This window comes from Terrabacter aerolatus (genome assembly GCF_007991735.1).
In the GTDB taxonomy this organism is placed as follows: Bacteria; Actinomycetota; Actinomycetes; order Actinomycetales; family Dermatophilaceae; genus Terrabacter; species Terrabacter aerolatus.
In genome coordinates this window covers 68,948-90,655 of sequence record NZ_BJYX01000017.1, presented here as the reverse complement: position 1 = coordinate 90,655, position 21,708 = coordinate 68,948, and the positions used below count along the sequence as shown (strand labels likewise).

Annotated in this window: 18 protein-coding genes; 16 read left to right on the top strand and 2 right to left on the bottom strand. The window is 70.5% G+C overall.

The annotated features are described in order from the left end of the window. Positions 1-14: 14 nt before the first annotated feature. Positions 15-1,757 carry a 2-succinyl-5-enolpyruvyl-6-hydroxy-3-cyclohexene-1-carboxylic-acid synthase gene (gene menD, locus TAE01_RS15125; RefSeq protein WP_147067644.1) on the bottom strand — a complete coding sequence of 581 codons (1,743 nt, stop codon included), beginning with the start codon at positions 1,755-1,757 and terminating at the stop codon, positions 15-17. Between the two features lie 12 nt (positions 1,758-1,769). Continuing rightward, positions 1,770-3,065, bottom strand: a complete 1,296-nt coding sequence (locus tag TAE01_RS15120; protein ID WP_186815229.1) for an isochorismate synthase — start codon at positions 3,063-3,065, stop codon at positions 1,770-1,772. Between the two features lie 92 nt (positions 3,066-3,157). Between TAE01_RS15120 and TAE01_RS15115 the strand changes: the two genes are divergently transcribed. From TAE01_RS15115 to nuoN, 16 genes are all read left to right on the top strand, one after another. Beyond that, on the top strand, positions 3,158-3,850 hold the full coding sequence (locus tag TAE01_RS15115) for a demethylmenaquinone methyltransferase (RefSeq protein WP_147067643.1): 693 nt from the start codon (positions 3,158-3,160) through the stop codon (positions 3,848-3,850). A gap of 127 nt (positions 3,851-3,977) precedes the next feature. Further along, on the top strand, positions 3,978-5,297 hold the full coding sequence (locus TAE01_RS15110) for a geranylgeranyl reductase family protein (protein ID WP_147067642.1): 1,320 nt from the start codon (positions 3,978-3,980) through the stop codon (positions 5,295-5,297). Positions 5,298-5,451: 154 nt separating this feature from the next. After that, a complete protein-coding gene (locus tag TAE01_RS15105; protein WP_026864999.1) occupies positions 5,452-5,811 on the top strand; it encodes an NADH-quinone oxidoreductase subunit A in 360 nt (119 codons plus the stop codon). Positions 5,812-5,879: 68 nt separating this feature from the next. After that, the gene (locus tag TAE01_RS15100; protein ID WP_147067641.1) at positions 5,880-6,434 is read left to right on the top strand and encodes a NuoB/complex I 20 kDa subunit family protein; all 555 of its coding nucleotides are present in this window, start codon (positions 5,880-5,882) and stop codon (positions 6,432-6,434) included. Further along, a complete protein-coding gene (locus tag TAE01_RS15095; protein ID WP_147067640.1) occupies positions 6,431-7,210 on the top strand; it encodes an NADH-quinone oxidoreductase subunit C in 780 nt (259 codons plus the stop codon). Before TAE01_RS15100 ends, TAE01_RS15095 begins: the two co-directional genes overlap by 4 nt. Further along, positions 7,210-8,607 (top strand): NADH-quinone oxidoreductase subunit D, encoded by a 1,398-nt coding sequence (locus TAE01_RS15090; protein ID WP_222594143.1) that lies wholly within the window; start codon positions 7,210-7,212, stop codon positions 8,605-8,607. The genes TAE01_RS15095 and TAE01_RS15090 overlap by 1 nt, the downstream gene beginning before the upstream one ends. After that, positions 8,604-9,335, top strand: coding sequence for an NADH-quinone oxidoreductase subunit NuoE (gene nuoE / locus TAE01_RS15085; RefSeq protein ID WP_147067639.1), 732 nt, complete (start codon positions 8,604-8,606; stop codon positions 9,333-9,335). Before TAE01_RS15090 ends, nuoE begins: the two co-directional genes overlap by 4 nt. Next, entirely contained in the window at positions 9,332-10,675 is a 1,344-nt protein-coding gene (gene nuoF / locus TAE01_RS15080) for an NADH-quinone oxidoreductase subunit NuoF (protein WP_147067638.1), read from the top strand. Before nuoE ends, nuoF begins: the two co-directional genes overlap by 4 nt. Then, positions 10,672-13,140 carry an NADH-quinone oxidoreductase subunit G gene (locus TAE01_RS15075; protein WP_147067637.1) on the top strand — a complete coding sequence of 823 codons (2,469 nt, stop codon included), beginning with the start codon at positions 10,672-10,674 and terminating at the stop codon, positions 13,138-13,140. The genes nuoF and TAE01_RS15075 overlap by 4 nt, the downstream gene beginning before the upstream one ends. Continuing rightward, complete coding sequence (gene nuoH / locus TAE01_RS15070; protein ID WP_147067636.1) at positions 13,137-14,576, top strand: NADH-quinone oxidoreductase subunit NuoH; 1,440 nt, start codon at positions 13,137-13,139, stop codon at positions 14,574-14,576. Before TAE01_RS15075 ends, nuoH begins: the two co-directional genes overlap by 4 nt. Continuing rightward, on the top strand, positions 14,569-15,381 hold the full coding sequence (nuoI, locus tag TAE01_RS15065; RefSeq protein WP_147067635.1) for an NADH-quinone oxidoreductase subunit NuoI: 813 nt from the start codon (positions 14,569-14,571) through the stop codon (positions 15,379-15,381). The genes nuoH and nuoI overlap by 8 nt, the downstream gene beginning before the upstream one ends. Then, a complete protein-coding gene (locus tag TAE01_RS15060) occupies positions 15,378-16,166 on the top strand; it encodes an NADH-quinone oxidoreductase subunit J (protein WP_147067634.1) in 789 nt (262 codons plus the stop codon). The genes nuoI and TAE01_RS15060 overlap by 4 nt, the downstream gene beginning before the upstream one ends. 5 nt (positions 16,167-16,171) lie before the next feature. Next, positions 16,172-16,462 carry an NADH-quinone oxidoreductase subunit NuoK gene (gene nuoK, locus TAE01_RS15055; RefSeq protein WP_371860843.1) on the top strand — a complete coding sequence of 97 codons (291 nt, stop codon included), beginning with the start codon at positions 16,172-16,174 and terminating at the stop codon, positions 16,460-16,462. Positions 16,463-16,477: 15 nt separating this feature from the next. Further along, positions 16,478-18,463 (top strand): NADH-quinone oxidoreductase subunit L, encoded by a 1,986-nt coding sequence (nuoL, locus tag TAE01_RS15050; protein ID WP_147067633.1) that lies wholly within the window; start codon positions 16,478-16,480, stop codon positions 18,461-18,463. 8 nt (positions 18,464-18,471) lie between these two features. Continuing rightward, positions 18,472-20,073, top strand: coding sequence for an NADH-quinone oxidoreductase subunit M (locus TAE01_RS15045; RefSeq protein ID WP_147067669.1), 1,602 nt, complete (start codon positions 18,472-18,474; stop codon positions 20,071-20,073). Further along, the gene (gene nuoN / locus TAE01_RS15040) at positions 20,070-21,683 is read left to right on the top strand and encodes an NADH-quinone oxidoreductase subunit NuoN (RefSeq protein WP_147067632.1); all 1,614 of its coding nucleotides are present in this window, start codon (positions 20,070-20,072) and stop codon (positions 21,681-21,683) included. The genes TAE01_RS15045 and nuoN overlap by 4 nt, the downstream gene beginning before the upstream one ends. Positions 21,684-21,708: the final 25 nt, after the last annotated feature.

Here is a 21,708-nt window from a genome sequence, read left to right as displayed (position 1 = left end):
CGCGGGGCCGAGGGTCAGGGTCGCCCGTCGCGGGTCGGCACGGCCTGTCGGGCGAGGTCGCGCAGCCACGCGGCCTCGTGCCGCCGGTCCGCCCGTGACACGGGGACCTCGAGAACCCTCGTGCCCGTGGGCGACTCGGCCAGTGCGGCTGCGAGCCGGTCCAGGTCGTCGACGCGTTCGTATGCCGTGTGGTGCGCGGCGCAGAGGGCAGCGAGGTCGGTGCCGTGCGGGGTGGAGAAGACCCGCTCGAAGGCGCTCGCGTAGCGTCGGTCGCCCTGCTCGAGGGTGCTGAAGATCGCACCGCCGTCGTCGCTGAGGACGACGACCGTGAGGTCCGGACGGCGCTCGCCGGGGCCGACGAGGAGGCCGTTCGTGTCGTGCAGGAAGGTCAGGTCGCCGAGGTAGGCGATGCTGCGTGCGGCGCGCGGCCGGCCGAGCGCCACGCCGACGGCCGTCGAGACCATCCCGTCGATGCCGGCGAGCCCGCGGTTGCCGACCACGAAGCGGTGCTCGTGCGGCGTCCAGGGCGTGGCCACGACGTCGAGGTCGCGCACCGGGTTGGACGAGCCGACGACGAGGGTCGTGTCGGCGGCGACGGCGGCTCCCACGACGGCCGCGACGGCGAGGGGTGAGACGCCTTCGCCGACGGGTGGTCGCGCCGGATCCCCTTGCGGCGCAGCCAGCCCCGAGTCGATGAGGGTCGACAGGCGGGCGTCGGCGCTCTGCCAGGCATCGAACCAGGCAGGGGCGTCCGGGCCCTCGACGCGCGGCACGACGTCGAGCACGCGGGCGATGCGTCCGGGGTCGGTGGCCACGCCGTCGCGGCCCCGCACCGACAGGACCTCGACGGAGGGGTCGCTGATGAGGCTCGTCACCGGACGCGACAGGGTCGGGTGCCCGACGACGACGACCCGCTCCACGTCGCCGCGCAGGTCGGTGGTGAGGAGCAGGCGTCCGGTGCGCAACGCCTGGCGTCCGACCCTGGCTCCGGACGTCGGCTCGGCGACGAGCGGCCAGTCGGCGGCCTGGGCCAGCAGGCGGGCGGCCGGACCCGCGTCGTCACCCGCGACGACCACGGTGCGGGGGCCCAGGGGCAGCAGCTCCCCGTCGGTCCGCACCGACACCGACGCCTCGACGCCCGTCACCGTCACCGTCACTCCGGACCGTCCCACCCCCGCCGCGGCGGGGTCGTGGAGGTCGTCTGGGCGGTGCCACCAGGCGTGGGGGTCCGTGTCGGACGGCAGCAGGTCGCCGTCGAGCTGGACGTTGAGCTGGGTCGGTCCTCGGCGCGAGCACGCCTGGGAGACAACCGCGTCGAGGTCCTCGGACGCGAGTGCGGCGGTCAGGTCGTGGCAGGGTGCGAACGTCCCGAAGATCCCGGCCTGGTCGGTCGTCTGGTTGGCGCCCGTTCCCCGCAGCCGGTCGGGTCGGTCGGCGCTCACGACGACGACCCGGCGGCCGGTGTGGTGGGCCTCCATGACGGCCGGCAGCAGGTTGCCGACCGCCGTGCCGGAGGTCGTGACGACGGCCACCGGACGCCGGGACCCGGTGGTCAGGCCGAGGGCGAGGAAGCCGGCAGACCGCTCGTCGACGCGCACGTGCAGCCGCAGGTCACCGGCCCGGTCGGCGGCGTCGAGAGCCAGCGCGAACGGCGCCGACCGCGACCCCGGTGCCAGCACGACGTCGCGGACGCCGCCGAGCCACAGCTGCTGGAGCACGCGCAGCGCGAGCTCCGGGGCGGTCGCGTCTCCCGTCACCGTCGACCTCCGTCAGTCGCTGGCGAGCGCGTCGCGCATGGGGATGAGCTTGGCGTCGGACTCGGCCACCTCGGACTCGGGATCGGACCCTGCGACGATGCCGCAGCCGGCGTACAGGGTGATCTGCGAGGGGTCGTCGGGGTCGAGGGCCCCGCTCCGCAGGGCGATTCCCCAGGCGCCGTCGCCGTGCGCGTCCATCCAGCCGACGGGGCCGGCGTAGCGGCCCCGGTCCATCTGCTCCAGCTCACCGATGAGGTCGACGGCAGCCGCCGTCGGCGTGCCGCCCACGGCGGCCGACGGGTGCAGGGAGGCGGCGAGGGTCAGCGACGAGGCGTCGTCGACGCTGACGGCCGCGACGTCGGTCGCGAGGTGCATGACGTTGGGCAGGTGCAGCACGAACGGCGCCTCGGGCACGTTCATCGACGAGCAGTGCGGTGCGAGGGCCTCCGCGACGGAGCGAACGGCGTACTCGTGCTCCTCGAGGTCCTTCGACGAGCGGGCGAGCGAGGCCGCGAGGGCGAGGTCCTTGGCGTCGTCGCCGGTGCGGCGGATCGTGCCGGCGAGGACCCGCGAGGTGATGAGGCCCTTGTCCCGGCGCACGAGCAGCTCGGGCGTGGCACCGACGAGTCCGGCCACCGAGAAGACCCACGTGTTCTCGTAGCGCTCGGCGAGACGACGCAGCAGCCAGCGCGGGTCGATGGGGGCCGATGCCGTCGCCACGAGGTCACGGGCCAGGACGACCTTGTCGACCTCGCCCGCCCCGATGCGCTTCACGGCCTCGGCGACCGCATGGGCGTAGTCGGCGGGGGAGACGTCGCCGTCCGCGAAGGCGACGTCGCGAGGAGGCTCGGGATCGCTTGCGACGGAAGGGTTCTCGAGGAGCGTGAGCTGAGGATCGAGCGAGATGGTGGTGAGCCATCCCTGCCCGTCGCGGCGTCCGACGATGGTCGACGGCACGACGAGACGTGCTGACTCGGCCGAGTCGGCGGCGAAGGGGAAGGAGCCGAAGCAGACGAGCCCCGTGCCCGGTCGCTCCACGTCGTCACGGACGACGGCGCGGTGGCCGATCTCGCGCCACCACGCCTCGGCCTCGGCGAAGCGGTCGGCGCCGCGCGACTCGAAGGTCAGGGCTGCGCCCCAGCCGACGAGACCCTCGCCGCGGCGCACCCAGGACAGCAGCTCGTCGTGCGGGCGGCCGGACGGCAGGTAGGCGAGCAGCGGGTCCGTGGCCGCGAGGGGCACCGTGCGGACGACGACCGTCGGTCCCGCGGCGGGGGACGACGCTCCGGGGGCGGGAAGCGTGGACATCGGTTGCAACTCTACGACCGAACGACCGCGGCCCCTGCCGCACGACCGCACGTGCGACGCGACCCACACCGCCCGGGTGCGAGGATGAGCGCATGACCCGTGCGCAGCTGGACAAGAAGCCGGTCGACGTCGCGTCGATGTTCGACACCGTCGCCGAGAAGTACGACGTGACCAACGACGTGCTCTCGCTCGGTCAGGACCGTCTGTGGCGCCGCGCCGTCGTCAAGGCCGTCGACGCCAGGCCGGGGGAGCGCATCCTCGACATCGCCGCCGGCACGGGCACGTCGAGCGAGCCGTGGGCCGACCAGGAGATCGAGGTCGTCCCGGCCGACTTCTCCCTCGGCATGCTGCGGGTCGGGCGCCGCCGCCGGCCCGACATGGCCTTCACGGCCGCCGACGCGATGAGCCTGCCCTTCGCCGACGAGAGCTTCGACGTCGTGACGATGAGCTTCGGGCTGCGCAACGTCGCGGACGCCGAGACCGCCCTGCGCGAGTTCCTCCGCGTCACCAGGCCGGGCGGGCGCCTGCTCGTCTGCGAGTTCAGCCAGCCGGTCAACAAGCTCTTCCGGACCGTCTACAGCAACTACCTCATGCGTGCGCTGCCGCCGGTGGCCCGCCGCACGTCGAGCAATCCCGACTCCTACGTCTACCTCGCCGAGTCGATCCGCGCCTGGCCTCCGCAGGGTGAGCTGGCCGGCATCGTCGAGGCCGCCGGCTGGCAGCAGGTGGGCTGGACCAACCTCACCGGCGGCATCGTCGCGCTGCACCACGGCACGAAGCGCTGACCGGCTCCGCCGGTCCGTTGTCGAGACTTAGGTATGCCTTATCTGACAACCGCGAAATGGCGGGAATAGACTCCCGAAGTTAGTTCGTGAAGATCTTCACAAGCGGTCCGGAAGCGTGCAGGGAGACATGACCAGTTCGAGCGTCGCGCCCAGCCCCTCGGGGTCTGGTGCTGCACCCGTCGAGCGGGCCGACGTCATCGTCGTCGGCGCCGGTCCCGGCGGCAGCGCGACGGCGGCCTACCTCGCCGACCACGGCCTCGACGTCGTGCTCCTCGAGAAGTCCTCCTTCCCCCGCGACAAGATCTGCGGCGACGGCCTGACGCCCCGCGCCACCAAGGAGCTCGTCTCCCTCGGCGTCGACACGACGGGGTGGCAGCGCACCAAGGGCCTGCGCATCAAGGGTGGCGGCCACACGCTGCAGCTCGACTGGCCCGAGTCCGACGCCTTCCCCGGCTACGGCATGGTGCGCACCCGCGCCCAGCTCGACGAGGCCCTCGCCCGGCACGCGGAGCGCAAGGGTGCCCTGCTGCACGAGCGCACCAGCGTCTCCACCCCGATCCGCGACACCTCCGGCCGCGTCACCGGGGTCACGGCCAAGCGCCTCGACGACGCCGGGCGCGCCACCGGTGAGACCGTCACCTACCGCGCCCCCGTCGTCGTCGCGAGCGACGGCGTCTCGAGTCGCCTCGCCACCGCCGTCGGCCGGCCCAAGCGCGAGGACCGCGTCATGGGTGTCGCCGTCCGCGCCTACTACACGACGCCGAAGCGCGACGACTACCTCGAGAGCCACCTCGAGCTGTGGAGCCGCGACGACGCCGGCAACCGCATCCTCATGCCTGGCTACGGCTGGCTCTTCCCGCTCGAGGACGGCCGCACCAACGTCGGTCTCGGCACGCTCGACACCACCTCGGCCTTCCAGAAGACCGACTACAAGGACGTCATGCGTCGCTGGGTCGAGGACATCAACCCGGAGTGGCAGCTCGAGCACGACGAGACGGCCGGCCCGATCCGCGGCGCCGCGCTGCCGATGGGCTTCAACCGCACGCCCCTCTACGCCGACGGCCTGCTCCTCGTCGGTGACTCCGGCGGCATGGTCAACCCCTTCAACGGCGAGGGCATCGACTACGCCCTCGAGGCCGCGCGTCTCGGCGCCGAGCTCGTCGCCCAGGCGATGGCCCGCCCGAGCGACGCCGAGCGCGAGAGGGTGCTCGCGGCATACCCCAAGGTCATGAAGGACGAGCTCGGCGGCTACTTCACGCTCGGGCGCTGGTTCGCCCACGCCATCGGCAACCCCGAGGTCATGCGGCTCGCGACGCGCTACGGCCTGCCCCGCACCAGGCTCATGCCCTTCCTGCTCAAGATCATGGCCAACCTCGCCGACCCGACGAGCAAGGGCGCGAGCGACCGCCTCATCACGACCCTCTCGCGACTGGCCCCGAGCGCATGAACCGTCCCCGCGCCGGTGCCCTCGTGACGCCGAGCACCATCGCTGCCGACGCCCCTAGGATGGGTGCGCCGCGCACCTGCGCCCTCGGAGCGCTCGCAGCCCCCACCCTGCACGCACCGCACGACTCGCACGACCGGAAGGCACGTGACCTCGGATGAACTCCTACGTCCCGATCCTGTTCATGCTGGGGCTCGGCTTCGCGTTCGCCGCGCTGTCGGTCTTCACCTCGCTCGTCGTCGGGCCCAAGCGCTACAACCGCGCCAAGCTCGAGGCCTACGAGTGCGGCATCCAGCCGACGCCGCAGGCAGCCGGCGGTGGCCGCGTGCCGATCAAGTACTACCTGACGGCGATGCTCTTCATCATCTTCGACATCGAGTCCGTCTTCCTCTACCCGTTCGCGGTGGCCTTCAACAAGCTGGGCCTCTTCGCACTGGTCGAGATGGTCCTGTTCATCCTCACGGTCTTCATCGCGTACGCCTACGTGTGGCGCCGTGGCGGCCTCGAGTGGGACTGACCCCGGCGGTCCTCCCCACGAGGGGCACGCGTCCACCGGGTTTCACCAGGAAGGTTAAGGAGTAAGCAATGGGTCTCGAAGAGAAGCTCCCAGCCGGGTTCCTGCTCTCGACGGTCGAGGGCCTCGCCGGCTACATGCGCAAGGCATCGATCTGGCCGGCCACGTTCGGCCTCGCCTGCTGCGCCATCGAGATGATGGCCGTCGGCACGCCCGACTACGACATCGCCCGCTTCGGCATGGAGCGCTTCTCGGCGACGCCGCGCCAGGCCGACCTGATGATCGTGGCCGGACGCGTGAGCCAGAAGATGGCCCCCGTCGTGCGCCAGGTCTACGACCAGATGCCCAACCCCAAGTGGGTCATCTCCATGGGTGTCTGTGCGAGCTCGGGCGGCATGTTCAACAACTACGCGATCGTCCAGGGCGTCGACCACATCATCCCGGTCGACATCTACCTCCCGGGCTGTCCGCCGCGTCCGCAGATGCTGCTCAACGCGATCATCGAGCTGCACCACCAGATCGAGACCTCGCCGCTCGGCGTCAACCGTGAGGCCGCCGCCAAGGCCGCCGAGGCCGCCGCGCTCTCCGCGACGCCGACGCACCAGATGAAGGGCCTGCTCGCATGAGCGACGGCGACAAGAACGCGAAGGGCGACGTGGTCGCCGACACGACGACGGACCAGTCCTCGGGCCTGACGTCCCACGAGGTCGAGCTGGCCCAGGACCGCACGCCCGCCGAGCCCGAGGTCGTCGGCGTCCGCCACGGCATGTTCGGCGCCACGGCCGGTGCCGACACCACCGGCTACGGCGGCCTCGTGCGTCCCATCCTCGTCGCCGGCGCCTCCGAGCGCCCCTACGGCGGCTACTTCGACGAGATCGCCGACAACCTCGAGCGCGGTCTCGTGGGCGGCACCGCCTCCTACGCCGAGGCCGTCGACCGTGTCGTCGTCGACCGCGGCGAGATGACGATCCACGTGCGCCGTGAGCACCTCGTGGCCGTGGCCCGGGTGTTGCGCGACGACGCCTCGCTGCGCTTCGAGATCGTCACCGGCGTCTCCGGCGTGCACTACCCGAACCGCTCCGGCGAGGAGCTGCACGCGGTCTACCACTTCCTGTCGATCACCCACGGCGGACGACGGATCCGCGTCGAGGTCAGCTGCCCCGACGACGACCGCCACATCCCGTCGATCGTCTCCGTCTACCCGGCCAACGACTGGCACGAGCGCGAGACGTGGGACATGTTCGGCATCGAGTTCGACGGCCACCCGGCCCTCACCCGAATCCTCATGCCCGACGACTGGCCGGGCCACCCGCAGCGGAAGGACTACCCTCTCGGCGGCATCCCCGTCGAGTACAAGGGCGCCACCGTCCCGCCGCCGGACCAGCGGAGGTCGTACAACTGATGAGCACGCACACCGAGTTCACCCAGACCGAGGTGCCGGACCCCGGCGCCAACGACGTCTACGCCACGTCCGTGGCCGACGAGCAGGCCAGCGAGGGCGCGCACGTCTTCAACGCCGCCGGCGGCGACTGGAACGACCTCGTCGACGAGGCCACCTCGCTCGGCGAGGAGCGCATCGTCGTCAACATGGGGCCGCAGCACCCGTCGACGCACGGCGTGCTCCGCCTCATCCTCGAGATCGACGGCGAGACGGTGACCGAGGCCCGCGCGGGCATCGGCTACCTCCACACCGGCATCGAGAAGAACATGGAGTACCGCACCTGGGTGCAGGGCGTCACGTTCTGCACGCGCATGGACTACCTGACGCCCATGTTCCAGGAGGCCGCGTACTGCCTCGCCATCGAGAAGCTGCTCGGCATCACCGACGACATCCCCGAGCGCGCCAACGTCATCCGCGTGCTCATGATGGAGATGACGCGCATCAGCAGCCACCTCATCTGCCTCGGCACCGGTGGCATGGAGATGGGCGCGACGACCGTCATGACCGTCGCCTTCCGCGAGCGCGAGCGACTGCTCCGCGTCATCGAGATGGTGACCGGCCTGCGCATGAACAACGCCTACATCCGCCCCGGCGGTGTGGCCCAGGACCTGCCGCCCGGCTGCATCGACGCCCTGCGCGAGATGGTCCCGGAGGTCCGTCGTGGCCTCGGGGAGCTCGAGGCGCTGCTCAACGAGAACCCCATCCTCAAGGGCCGCACGGTCGACGTGGGTGTGCTCAACCTCGCCGGCTGCATGGCCCTGGGCATCACCGGCCCCGTGCTGCGCTCGACCGGACTGCCGCACGACCTGCGCAAGCTCGACCCGTACTGCGGCTACGAGACCTACGACTTCGAGGTCAAGACCCGCACGAGCCAGGACGCCTACGGCCGCCTGCGCATCCGCATCGACGAGATGTACGAGTCGCTGAAGATCATCGAGCAGGCCACCGACCGCCTCCAGGCGAGCGAGGGCGAGCATGCCAGCGTCATGGTGGCCGACAAGAAGATCGCGTGGCCGGCGCAGCTCGCGCTCGGCAGCGACGGTCTCGGCAACAGCCTCGACCACATCCGCGAGATCATGGGCACCTCGATGGAGTCCCTGATCCACCACTTCAAGCTCGTCACCGAGGGCTTCCGCGTGCCGGCCGGCCAGGCCTACGTCGGCATCGAGTCGCCGAAGGGCGAGCTGGGCTGCCACGTCGTCTCCGACGGCGGCACGCGCCCGTACCGCGCGCACTTCCGCGACCCGAGCTTCAACAACCTGCAGGCCGTGGCCGCGATGTGCGAAGGCAGCCAGATCGCCGACGTCATCGTCGCCGTGGCCTCGATCGACCCCGTCATGGGAGGTGTGGACCGTTGAGCGGCCACGACGCTTCAGGCCACCTGCACGTCAGCTCCGAGTCGAAGGCGCCGTATGCCGCCGACGTCCTCGAGAAGCTGCATGTCGACGCCGCCGAGGTCATCGCGCGCTACCCGCAGAAGCGCTCGGCGCTGCTGCCCCTGCTCCACCTCGTGCAGTCCGTCGACGGCTACGTCACGGGACGCGGCGTGAGCTTCTGCGCCGAGGTGCTCGACCTCACCGAGGCCGAGGTGAGCGGTGTCGCCACCTTCTACACGCAGTACAAGCGCCACCCCAACGGTGACTACACCGTCGGGGTCTGCACCAACACGCTGTGCGCGGTCATGGGCGGCGACCTCATCTTCGACCGGCTCTCCGAGCACCTCGGCATCGGCCACGACGAGACGACCGAGGACGGCAGGATCACCCTCGAGCGCGTCGAGTGCAACGCCGCGTGCGACTACGCCCCGGTCGTCATGGCCAACTGGGAGTTCTTCGACAACCAGACGCCCGAGAGCACCATCGGCCTCGTCGAGGACCTGCGGGCCGGCAAGGACGTCGCGCCGACGCGCGGCGCCGCCAAGGTCTGCACCTTCAAGGAGGTCTCGCGGGTCCTCGCGGGCTTCGAGGACGGCCGCGCCGACGAGGGCGTGGGCGCCGGCCCGGCGTCGCTGCTCGGCCTCAAGATCGCCAACGAGCGCGGCTGGACCGCGCCCGGTGCGCAGGCAGACGGGAAGGACGCGAAGTGACCGACACCCTGACCCCGATCCTCACGAAGTTCTGGGACGACCCCCAGTCCTGGACCCTCGCCACCTACGAGCGCCACGACGGCTACAAGGCCCTGACCAAGGCGCTCGAGATGGAGCCGCAGGCGATCATCGACGCCGTCAAGGACTCGAGCATCCGTGGCCGTGGTGGCGCCGGCTTCCCGACCGGCATGAAGTGGTCGTTCATGAGCCCGCCCGACGGCGGACCGCGCTACCTCGTCGTCAACGCCGACGAGTCCGAGCCGGGCACGTGCAAGGACGTGCCGCTCATGATGGCCAACCCGCACGCGCTCATCGAGGGCGTCATCATCGCCTCGTACGCCATCGGCTGCGAGCACGCGTTCATCTACCTCCGCGGCGAGGTCGTCCACGTCTACCGCCGCCTGCTGCGCGCCGTCGAGGAGGCTCGCGCCGCGGGCCACCTCGGCACGAACGTCGGTGGCAAGGGCGTCACGGTCGACATCACCGTGCACGCCGGTGCCGGTGCCTACATCTGCGGCGAGGAGACGGCGCTGCTCGACTCGCTCGAGGGTCGCCGCGGCCAGCCGCGCCTCAAGCCGCCGTTCCCCGGCGCCGCGGGCCTCTACGCCCGCCCGACGTCGGTCAACAACGTCGAGTCCATCGCCTCGGTGCCCGGGATCATCCTCGAGGGCTCCGACTGGTTCAAGGGCATGGGCACCGAGAAGTCCACGGGCTTCGGCATCTTCAGCCTCTCGGGCCACGTGACCAACCCCGGCCAGTTCGAGGCGCCGCTCGGCATCACGATGCGCGAGCTCATCGAGCTCGCGGGCGGGATGCGCGGAGGCCGCAAGCTGAAGTTCTGGACGCCCGGTGGCAGCTCGACGCCGATCTTCACCGAGGAGCACCTCGACGTGCCCCTCGACTTCGACTCGGTCGCCGCGGCCGGCTCCATGCTCGGCACCCGTGCGCTGCAGGTCTTCGACGAGACCGTCTCGGTCGTGCGCGCCGTCGCCCGGTGGACCGACTTCTACGCCCACGAGTCCTGCGGCAAGTGCACGCCCTGCCGCGAGGGCACCTGGTGGCTGCGCCAGATCATGAACCGCATCGAGGCGGGCCAGGGGACGCAGGACGACATCGACAAGCTCGTCGACATCTGCGACAACATCCTCGGCCGCAGCTTCTGTGCTCTCGGTGACGCGGCCACGAGCCCGATCACCTCGGCCGTGCAGTACTTCCGCGAGGAGTTCGAGGCCGGCATGCACACGCCGGCCCACGAGCTGTTCCCGCCGGAGAAGTCGGTCCTCTTCACTGTCCAGACCCCGGTCCAGACCAAGGAGTCCAGCGGGATGGTGTCCGCATGACCGTCACGACCTCCCCGTCCGCAGGCGGCAACGCCGTCGACAAGGGCGGCAACGCGCAGGTGCCCCCGAACCCCGACCACGTCGGGCTCACGATAGACGGCGTGCCCGTCAGCGTGCCCAAGGGCACGCTCGTGATCCGCGCGGCCGAGACCGTGGGCATCGAGATCCCGCGCTTCTGCGACCACCCGCTGCTCGACCCGGTCGGCGCCTGCCGCCAGTGCCTCGTCGACGTGGCGATGCCCGACCGCGAGGGCAACGTGCGCCCCATGCCGAAGCCGCAGGCCTCGTGCACGATGACGGTGTCCGAGGGCATGGTCGTCAACACGCAGCACACGTCCAAGGTCGCCGACAAGGCGCAGCAGGGCGTCATGGAGCTGCTCCTCATCAACCACCCGCTCGACTGCCCGGTCTGCGACAAGGGCGGCGAGTGCCCCCTGCAGAACCAGGCGATGAGCGCCGGTCGCCCGGTGTCGCGCTTCGAGGACGTCAAGCGCACCTACCCCAAGCCGGTCAACATCTCCTCCCAGGTGCTGCTCGACCGTGAGCGCTGCGTGCTCTGTGCCCGCTGCACCCGCTTCTCCGACCAGGTCGCCGGTGACCCGTTCATCGCGCTCGTCGAGCGTGGCGCGCTGCAGCAGATCGGCATCTACGAGGAGAAGCCCTTCGAGAGCTACTTCTCCGGAAACACCGTCCAGATCTGCCCGGTTGGTGCGCTGACCGGTGCGGCCTACCGCTTCCGCAGCCGCCCGTTCGACCTCGTGTCGACCCCGTCGGTCTGCGAGCACTGCGCGAGCGGCTGCGCCATCCGCACGGACCACCGTCGCGGCGTCGTGCTGCGCCGGATGGCCGCGGAGGACCAGGCGGTCAACGAGGAGTGGAACTGCGACAAGGGTCGCTGGGCCTTCACCTACGCCACGCTGCCCGACCGCGTCGAGCTGCCGATGGTGCGTGACGAGAGCGGCGAGCTCAAGGTCGTCGGCTGGCCCGAGGCCCTGGCCGCTGCCGCCGCCGGCCTCTCGCGGGCCTCGGCCTCCGGCGTGCTCGTCGGCGGGCGCGTGTCCGCCGAGGATGCCTACGCCTACGGCAAGTTCGCGCGCGTCGTGCTCGGCACCAACGACGTCGACTTCCGCTCGCGGCCGCACTCGGCCGAGGAGGTCGCCTTCCTCGCGGAACACGTCGTCGCCACCGGCTCCGAAGCCGGCTCGGTGACGTACGCCGACCTCGAGACGGCCCCGGCCGTCCTGCTCGTCGGCTTCGAGCCGGAGGACGAGAGCCCCATCGTCTTCCTCCGCCTGCGCAAGGCCTTCCGCAAGCACAAGACGCAGGTGTATGCCGTGTCGTCCCACGCGACGCGCGGCCTCACCAAGCTGGGCGGCACCCTGCTGCCCACCGTTCCCGGTCACGAGGCCGCCGCCCTGGCAGAGCTCGGGGCCCCGGCCCGCGACGCCCTCGCCGCCGGTGGCGTCATCCTCGTCGGTGAGCGCCTCGCCACCTCACCCGGCGCCCTGCGCGCCGCGGCCGACCTCGCCGCCGCCACCGGTGCCCGCCTCGCGTGGGTGCCGCGTCGGGCGGGGGAGCGCGGTGCCCTCGAGGCCGGTGCGCTCGGCGCGCTCCTGCCCGGTGGCCGTCCCGTCGCCGACGCCGCGGCCCGTGCCGAGGTCGCCCGGGCCTGGGACGTCGACCAGGTCCCCGCCACCCCGGCCCGCGACACGGCCGGCATCGTCGCGGCCGCTGCCGCCGGCGAGATCGAGGCCCTGGTCGTCGCCGGCGTCGACCCGTCCGACCTCGGTGACCCCGCGGCCGCAGCAGCCCTCGAGAAGGCGTTCGTCGTCTCGCTCGAGCTGCGCGAGTCGCCGGTCACCGCCGTCGCCGACGTCGTGCTGCCCGTCGCGCCGCAGGCCGAGAAGACCGGCACCTACGTCAACTGGGAGGGCCGCGTCCGCGCCTTCGAGGAGGCCCTCGAGAGCAACGCCGTCAGCGACCACCGGGCGCTCGACATGCTCGCGAGCGAGATGGGCTTCTTCCTCGAGACCCGCACGCAGCGCGAGATCCACGCGCAGTTCGAGGCCCTCGGGCCGTGGGGCGGCACTCGTGCCACGGTCGCCCCGGCCGGCCAGCGGGACGCCTCGGTGCCCGACGGCAGCGGCGACTTCGTCCTGTCGAGCTGGGCCACGCTGCTCGATGCCGGCCGGATGCAGGACGGCGAGCCGTTCCTCGCCGGCACCGCGCCGCGCGCCGTCGCCCGGCTCTCCGCCTCGTCGGCGGCCTCCCTCGGTCTCGACGAGGGCGACCACGTCATGGTCACGGGCCCCACGGGGAGCGTCACGCTGCCCGCGGTCGTCGCCGACGACATGGTCGACGGCGTCGTGTGGCTCCCGACCAACGCCAAGGACTGCTCGATCCGTTCGGGCCTCGGCACCGAAGCCGGCGGCCGCGTCCACGTCACGAAGGGTGGTGCGGCATGAGCCTCGGCCTGACCGCATACGGGGTGGCGGCGACGCTGCCCATGACCGAGAACCCCACGGCCGACTTCAGCGACACCCCCTGGTGGCTCTCGCTTATCAAGGCCGTCGTCATCTTCGTCTACCTGCTGATCTCGACGCTGCTCGTCATCTGGTTCGAGCGCCGCGTCATCGGTCGCATGCAGCAGCGTCCCGGGCCCAACCGCAACGGGCCGTTCGGTCTGCTGCAGACGCTCGCCGACGGCATGAAGTCGATGCTCAAGGAAGACATCACGCCCGCTCGCGCCGAGAAGGTCATCTACACCCTCGCGCCGCTCATCGCCGCGACGATGGCCTTCGTGTCGTTCGCGATCATCCCGCTCGGCGGCACCGTGTCGATCTTCGGCCACACGACGCCGCTGCAGCTGACCGACGTCCCCGTCGCCGTGCTGCTCGTGCTCGCCGTCGCCTCGGTCGGTGTCTACGGCATCATCCTCGCCGGCTGGAGCTCCGGCTCGACCTACCCGCTGCTCGGTGGCCTGCGCTCGACCGCCCAGGTCATCAGCTACGAGATCGCCATGGGCCTCTCGCTCGTCGCGATCTTCCTCTACAGCGGGTCGATGTCGACCTCGGCGATCGTGTCGGCGCAGAGCTCGCTCTGGTACATCCTCCCGGCGTTCTTCAGCTTCGCCGTCTACGTCATCACCATGGTCGGCGAGACCAACCGTCTGCCCTTCGACCTCGCCGAGGGCGAGGGCGAGCTGACCGGTGGCTTCCACACCGAGTACTCCTCGATGCGCTTCGCGATGTTCTTCCTCGGCGAGTACATCAACATGTTCACCGTCGCGGCCCTGGCCACCACCTTGTTCCTCGGTGGCTGGCAGGCCCCGCCGATCATCTCGGCGATCAACGACAACATGCTCGGTGGTGGCTGGTGGGGCCTGCTGTGGTTCACCGCCAAGCTGTGGATGTTCATGTTCGTCTTCGTCTGGCTCCGTGGCTCCCTGCCGCGCGTGCGCTACGACCAGTTCATGCGCTTCGGCTGGAAGTTCCTCATCCCGATCACCCTCGCCTGGGTCGTCGCCGTCGCGTTCATCCGCGGCGCGCAGCTCGGCTTCCTCGGTGACAGCAAGCTGACCTTCGCCGGACGCGAGCTGTCCGTCGCGACCGTCGTCATCGTCAGCATCGTCGCCGTCATCGCGCTCGCCGCCGCCTGGATCTGGGACGACAAGCGGGCCGCCCGCGCCGCCGCCGAGGACGAGGCGCCGCCGGAGGAGATCGACCCCTTCGAGGACGGCTACCCCGTGCCGCCGCTGCCCGGCCAGCGTCTCGTCGAGCCGACGCCGTCGGGTCACCGCCTGAGCTCGTCGCGCGAGCCGGTGCTCACGAGCGCCTCCAGCGCGTCCATCACTGCCAGCCCGAGCACCTCGACCGCCGTCAAGGAGGAGGACCATGGCTGACGACACCGTCGGCAAGGACGTGTCGCCCCAGAGCCCCGGCAAGGGCTCGGAGGTCGGCACGCCACGCAACCAGCGACCGGGGGAGGACCAGCGCGAGAAGGGGTTCCTCTCCGAGCTCTTCGCGCCCGTGGCCGGCTTCGGGGTGTCGTTCTCCACGATGTTCCGCAAGGTCGCCACCGAGGAGTACCCCGAGAAGCCGCGCCCCACGGCGCCCCGCTTCCACGGTCGTCACCAGCTCAACCGCTACCCGGACGGGCTCGAGAAGTGCATCGGCTGCGAGCTGTGCGCGTGGGCCTGCCCGGCCGACGCGATCCTCGTCGAGGGCGCGGACAACGACGACACACCGCTCGAGCAGGCTGGCAAGGGTCGGTTCAGCCCCGGTGAGCGCTACGGCCGCGTCTACCAGATCAACTACCTGCGCTGCATCTTCTGCGGCCTGTGCATCGAGGCCTGCCCCACGCGCGCCCTGACGATGACGAACTTCTACGAGCTGGCCGACAACGACCGCGGCAAGCTGATCTTCACCAAGGACCAGCTGCTCGCGCCGCTGCAGGGCGGCATGCTCACTCCGCCGTTCCCGATGTCCGACGGGCTCGAGGAGCGCGACTACTACCAGGGCAAGGTCAGCGAGCCGACCGCCGCCCAGCGCGCCTTCGTCGACGCCCGCGACGCCCGTGACGGCGACGAGGACGACGCCTACGCCGACGGCCCGGGCAACGTGGGCGCCTCGGTGCCCGGGGTCCACGACCTCGTGCACTCGTCCCACCCGACCGCCGCAGAGACCAGGGAAGGGGCCAACCCGTGACCTCCACCGCCGAAGCCGTCGGCTTCTGGCTGCTCGCCCCGATCGCGGTCATCGCCGCGCTGGGCCTGCTCTTCGCCAAGAAGGCCGTCCACGCCGCCCTCGGCATGGCGCTCGTCATGGTGATCCTCGGGATCTTCTACATCATGCAGAAGGCCGACTTCCTCGGGATCGTGCAGGTGTTCGTCTACACCGGCGCCGTGATGATGCTCTTCCTCTTCGTGCTCATGCTCGTCGGCGTCGACTCCTCCGACTCGGTCGTCGAGACGATCAAGGGTCAGCGGTGGGCCTCCCTGCTGCTCGTCGTCGGCCTCGCCGGGGTCCTGATCTTCTCGCTCGGCCGCGTCGTCATCGACCAGCAGAGCGTGCAGACCGGCATGGACAAGGTGGTCTCGACCAACGCCGACACCGGCAACGTGACCGGCCTCGCCGAGCTGATCTTCGGCCAGTACGTCTGGATCTTCGAGGTCACGTCCGCGCTGCTCATCACCGCCGCCCTCGGCGCCATGGTCCTCGCGCACCGCGAGCGGCTGACGCCGCGCATCACGCAGGCCGAGTGGGCCGCCAAGCGCGTGCGCGACAACAAGAACGTCGCGGGCCTGCCCGCGCCGGGTGTCTACGCCCGCCACAACGCGGTCGACACCCCGGCGCTGCTGCCCGACGGCACGCCGAGCGACCTGTCGGTCTCGCGCGTCCTCGTGGCCCGTGACCAGGTCGCGACGACCGACGGCTTCAAGGACGTCGAGCGCCACATGGAGCGCGAGATCGAGGAAGGTCGGTCCAAGTGAGCCCGATGCACTACGTCTACCTCGCGGTGCTGCTCTTCGCGATCGGCGCGGCCGCCGTGCTGACGCGACGCAACGCGATCATCGTCTTCATGGGTGTCGAGCTGATGCTCAACGCGACCAACCTCGCGCTCGTCACCTTCTCCCGGATGCACGGCGCCCTCGACGGGCAGGTCATGGCCCTGTTCGTCATGGTCGTCGCAGCCGCGGAGGTCGTCGTCGGGCTCGCCATCATCATGGCGATCTTCCGCGCCCGCCGCTCGGCCTCGGTCGACGACGCCAACCTGCTGAAGCTGTAAGGAGCGCCGGCCAGAATGGGAACTCTCGTCCAGACGCTCGCGAGCTCGCCGAGCACGCTGAGCACGTATGCCGTGGGCCTCGCCACGCACGAAGGTGAGGCGCACGCCGCCAGCGGGGTGACGGCATACGCGTGGCTCCTCGTCGCGCTGCCGCTCCTCGGCGCCGCCGTCCTGCTGCTCGGCGGCCGCCGCACCGACAAGTTCGGTCCGCTGCTCGCGACGTGCCTCTCGTGGGGTGCCTTCGTCGTGGGTGCGATCGTCTTCGTCGCGATGCTCGGCCGTGGCGCCGGCGACCGCGCCGTCGGCATCAACCTCTTCGACTGGGTCGCCGCCGGCTCGTTCAAGGTGAGCGCGGGCCTGCTCGTCGACCAGCTGTCCATGGTCTTCGTGCTGCTCATCACCTTCGTCGGCTCGCTCATCCACGTCTACTCGCTCGGCTACATGGAGCACGACCCCGACCGTCGTCGCTTCTTCGCCTACCTCAACCTCTTCGTCGCGGCGATGCTGCTGCTCGTCCTGGCCAACTCCTACCTGCTGCTCTACGTCGGCTGGGAGGGCGTCGGTCTCGCGAGCTACCTGCTCATCGGTTTCTGGAACTACAACCCGGCCTACGCGACCGCGGCCAACAAGGCGTTCGTCGCCAACCGCGTCGGTGACTTCGGCCTGTCCGTCGCGATCATGGTGATGTTCTTCCACTTCGGCGCGGTCGACTTCCAGACGGTGCTCGGCGCGGCCGGCAGCAACGCCAACCAGGGCTTCATGACGGCCATCGGCCTGATGCTCCTGCTCGGTGCCTGCGGCAAGTCCGCGCAGTTCCCGCTGCAGAGCTGGCTCGGTGACGCCATGGCCGGCCCGACCCCCGTGTCGGCCCTCATCCACGCCGCGACCATGGTCACGGCCGGTGTCTACCTCGTCGTGCGCTCGTCGGCGATCTTCGAGGCGGCGCCCACGGCGCAGCTCGTCGTCGTCATCGTCGGTGGCATCACGCTGCTCTTCGGTGCCATCGTCGGCTGCGCGAAGGACGACATCAAGAAGGCCCTCGCGGCGTCGACGATGAGCCAGATCGGCTACATGATGCTCGCCGCGGGCCTCGGCCCGGTCGGCTACGCCTTCGCGATCTTCCACCTGCTGACGCACGGCTTCTTCAAGGCCGGGATGTTCCTCGGGGCCGGCTCGGTCATGCACGGCATGAACGACCAGGTCGACATGCGCCGCTTCGGTGGCCTGTCCGGGGCCATGAAGATCACGTGGGCGACCTTCGCGCTCGGGTGGCTGGCGATCCTCGGTGTGCCCCCGTTCTCGGGCTTCTGGTCCAAGGACAAGATCATCGAGGCCGCCTTCATCGGCGAGGGGTGGCGCCCGTGGGTCTTCGGCCTGACGGCGCTCATCGGCGCGGGCATCACCGCCTTCTACATGTCGCGCCTGTTCTTCATGACCTTCCACGGCAAGAAGCGCTGGACCGACGACGTGCACCCGCACGAGTCGCCCAAGCTCATGACCGTCCCGATGATCGTCCTCGCGGCCGGCTCGGCCTTCCTCGGCCTCATCATCGGCCCGACGGGGCTGTTCACCTCCTGGCTCGAGCCGATCACCGGCGCCGAGCCCGAGGGCGCCCACCCGGTCATCCCGGTGCCGGTCCTCATGGCCCTGACGCTGCTCCTCGTCGCCGGCGGCATCGCGCTCGCGTGGCTGCGCTACTGGCGTGACGAGGTGCCGGCCACGGCCCCTGCCGGCTCGCTGCTGACGCAGGCTGCCCGCCGGGACCTCTACCAGGACCAGGTCAACGAGGCCATCCTCATGCGACCCGGCATCCACCTCACGCGCTCGCTCGTCTTCGCCGACAGCAAGGGCGTGGACGGTGCGGCCGGTGGCCTCGCCGCCCTCGTCGGCGGGACGAGCTCCCGCCTGCGCAAGCTGCAGAACGGCTTCGCACGCTCCTATGCCCTGACGATGCTCGCTGGTGTCGTCGCCATCCTCGGTGCTCTTTGGGTGATGTCCTGATGACAGCAATGTCCACCGTCCCCTGGCTGACGATCCTCGGCCTCATCCCGCTCGTCGGCGCGCTCGTCGTGGCCTTCGTGCCGGGGAGCGCCGAGAACGCCAAGCGGATGGCGATCGGCTTCTCGCTCGTCACGCTCGTCGTCGGCATCATCGCCGCGACGCAGTTCGACCGTGCGTCGAGCAAGCAGTTCCAGCTCGGTGAGCAGCACTCGTGGATCCCGCAGTTCGGCGTCAGCTACTCGCTCGGCGTCGACGGCATCGCGCTCGTGCTCATCCTCATGGCGCTCGTGCTGACCCCGGTCTGCCTGCTCGCCGCCTGGCACGACGTGCCCGAGGAGGCCGGCCCCCGCGGCGGCCAGCGCGTCAAGACGTACTTCGCGCTGATCCTCGTGCTCGAGACGTTCATGGTCGGGGTGTTCGCCGCCACCGACGTGTTCCTCTTCTACGTCTTCTTCGAGGCCATGCTCATCCCGGTCTACTTCCTCATCGGGCGCTTCGGCGGTCCGCGCAGGCAGTACGCCGCGATGAAGTTCCTGCTCTTCTCGCTGGCCGGCGGGCTCATCATGCTCGTCGCCGTCATCGCCCTCTACCTGCAGGGCCCCGGCGGCACGGACGGCTTCCTCATCGAGCGCCTCACCGGGCTCCAGATGGACCCGACCACCGAGCGCCTGCTCTTCGTCGGCTTCTTCTTCGCCTTCGCGGTCAAGGCCCCGATGGTGCCGTTCCACACGTGGCTGCCCGACGCCGCGACCGAGTCCTCGCCGGCCACGGCGACGCTCCTCGTCGGTGTCCTCGACAAGGTCGGCACGTTCGGGATGATCCGCTTCTGCCTCCAGCTCTTCCCCGAGGCCAGCCAGTGGGCGACCCCGGTCGTCGTGGCTCTCGCGGTGCTGTCGGTCATCTACGGCGCGCTGCTCGCCATCGGCCAGACCGACATGATGCGTCTCGTGTCCTACACGTCGGTGAGCCACTTCGGCTTCATCGTGCTGGGCATCTTCGCGTTCACCAACGTCGGCCACGCGGGCTCCACGCTCTACATGGTCAACCACGGCTTCTCGACGGCGGCGCTCTTCCTCTTCGCCGCGATGCTCGTGCGCCGACGGGGCAGCAAGCGCATCCCCGACTTCGGCGGCTGGCAGCGGATCACGCCGGCTCTGGCGGGCATCTTCCTCGTCGCGGGCCTGTCGGGCCTGGCGCTCCCGGGCCTCAGCAGCTTCGTCTCGGAGTTCCTCGTGCTCGTGGGCAGCTTCCCGACGCAGCCGGTGGCCGCCGTCATCGCGACGGCCGGCATCATCCTCGCCGCGCTCTACATCCTGCTCATGTACAAGAAGGTCATGACCGGCCCGAAGCCCGAGGGCCTCGTCGGCGAGCGCGAGCACGAGCGGCTCGACGAGCCGGCCCGCCGCGGCCTCACCGCCGTGCGCGACCTGACGACGCGCGAGAAGCTCGTCGCCGCCCCGCTGATCGCCGCGTTCGTCGTGCTCGGCTTCCTGCCGAACCTCGCGCTCAACGTCATCAACCCGGCGGTCGACCAGACCCTCTCGCACGTCCAGAAAGCCATTCCGAACCTCAACCCGGCCGGCACCGTGGCCGAAGGGAGCTCGAAGTGACCGCCGTCGCTCCGCTGGCGCTGCCCACGCTTCCCGCAGCGTTCCAGCAGTCGAACGTCGACTACCTCGCGATCCTGCCGTTGCTCATCGTCTTCGGTACGGCGCTCGTCGGGGTCCTCGTCGAGGCCTTCGCGGCTCGCGAGCGTCGCCACGCGATCCAGGTGACCCTCGCGGTCGTCGGGCTGCTCGCGGCGGCGGCCTCGATCTCCGTCGCGGCCAAGCACCAGGGCCTGACGATGGGCCTGACGGACGGCTCGAGCAACCGGCAGCTCTTCGCCCTCGCCATCGACGGACCGGCGCTGTTCATGCAGGGCACGATCCTGCTCATGGGCGTCCTGGGCGTGCTGACGATGGCCGAGCGCTTCGGCGGCATCGGTCCCGACGCGTTCACGCCCAGCGGTGCGTCCACGCCTGGCTCGGCGACCGAGACGGCTGCGGCCCGCGCGGGTGCGCTGACGTCCGAGGTCTTCCCGCTGACGATGTTCGCGATCTTCGGCATGATGCTCTTCCCGACGACGAACGACCTCATCGGCATGTTCGTCGCCCTCGAGGTGCTCTCGCTGCCGCTCTACATCCTCTCGGGCCTCGCCCGTCGTCGTCGTCTGCTCTCGCAGGAGGCGTCGCTGAAGTACTTCCTGCTCGGCGCGTTCAGCTCGGCGTTCTTCCTCTTCGGCACGGCGCTGCTCTACGGCTACGCGGGATCGGTCTACTTCGGTGACCTCTCCAAGGCGATCGCCGCCGGACCGCTCGCGATGAACGGCCTGCTCCTGCCCGGTGCGTTCCTCGTCTTCGTCGGCCTGCTCTTCAAGGTCGGCGCGGTGCCCTTCCACGCGTGGACGCCGGACGTCTACCAGGGCGCGCCGACCCCGGTGACCGGCTTCATGGCCGCCTGCACCAAGGCCGCCGCGTTCGGTGCGATCCTGCGCCTGGCCTACGTCGGCCTCGACACCGGCCGCTGGGAGTGGACCAACGCCCTCGTCCTCGTCGCCCTGCTGACGATGGTCGTCGGTGCGGTGCTGTCGGTCACGCAGACCGACATGAAGCGCCTGCTCGCCTACTCCTCGATCGCGCACGCGGGCTTCATCCTCGTCGGCGTGCTCGCCTTCGACCGCAAGGCCGTCGGCGCGGTGCTCTTCTACCTCGTCGCCTACGGCTTCTCGACGATCGCGGCCTTCGCCATCGTCTCGCTCGTGCGCCAGAACGGCGCCGAGGCCACGCACCTGTCGCAGTGGGCGGGGCTCGGCAAGCGCTACCCGGTCGTCGCGGGCGCCTTCGCCTTCCTCATGCTGGCCTTCGCCGGTATCCCGCTCACGTCGGGCTTCGTCTCGAAGTTCGGCGTGTTCTCGGCGGCGGTCGGCACGGGCGGCGCGACCGGCACGGTCCTCGCGGTCGTCGGTGTCGTCTGCAGCGCGATCACGGTCTTCGTCTACGCCCGCGTCATCGTGCTGATGTTCTTCAGCGACGCGCCCGACGACGCCGTCGAGGTCGTGACGCCCTCGGTGTCGACGACCTTCTCGATCGCCATCGGCACGCTCGTGACGCTCGCCCTCGGTGTCCTGCCGTCGGCCCTGCTCGACCTGGCCGACCGCGCGTCGCAGTTCGTCCGATGACGTCTCCGACGCGGCAGCACGGTCA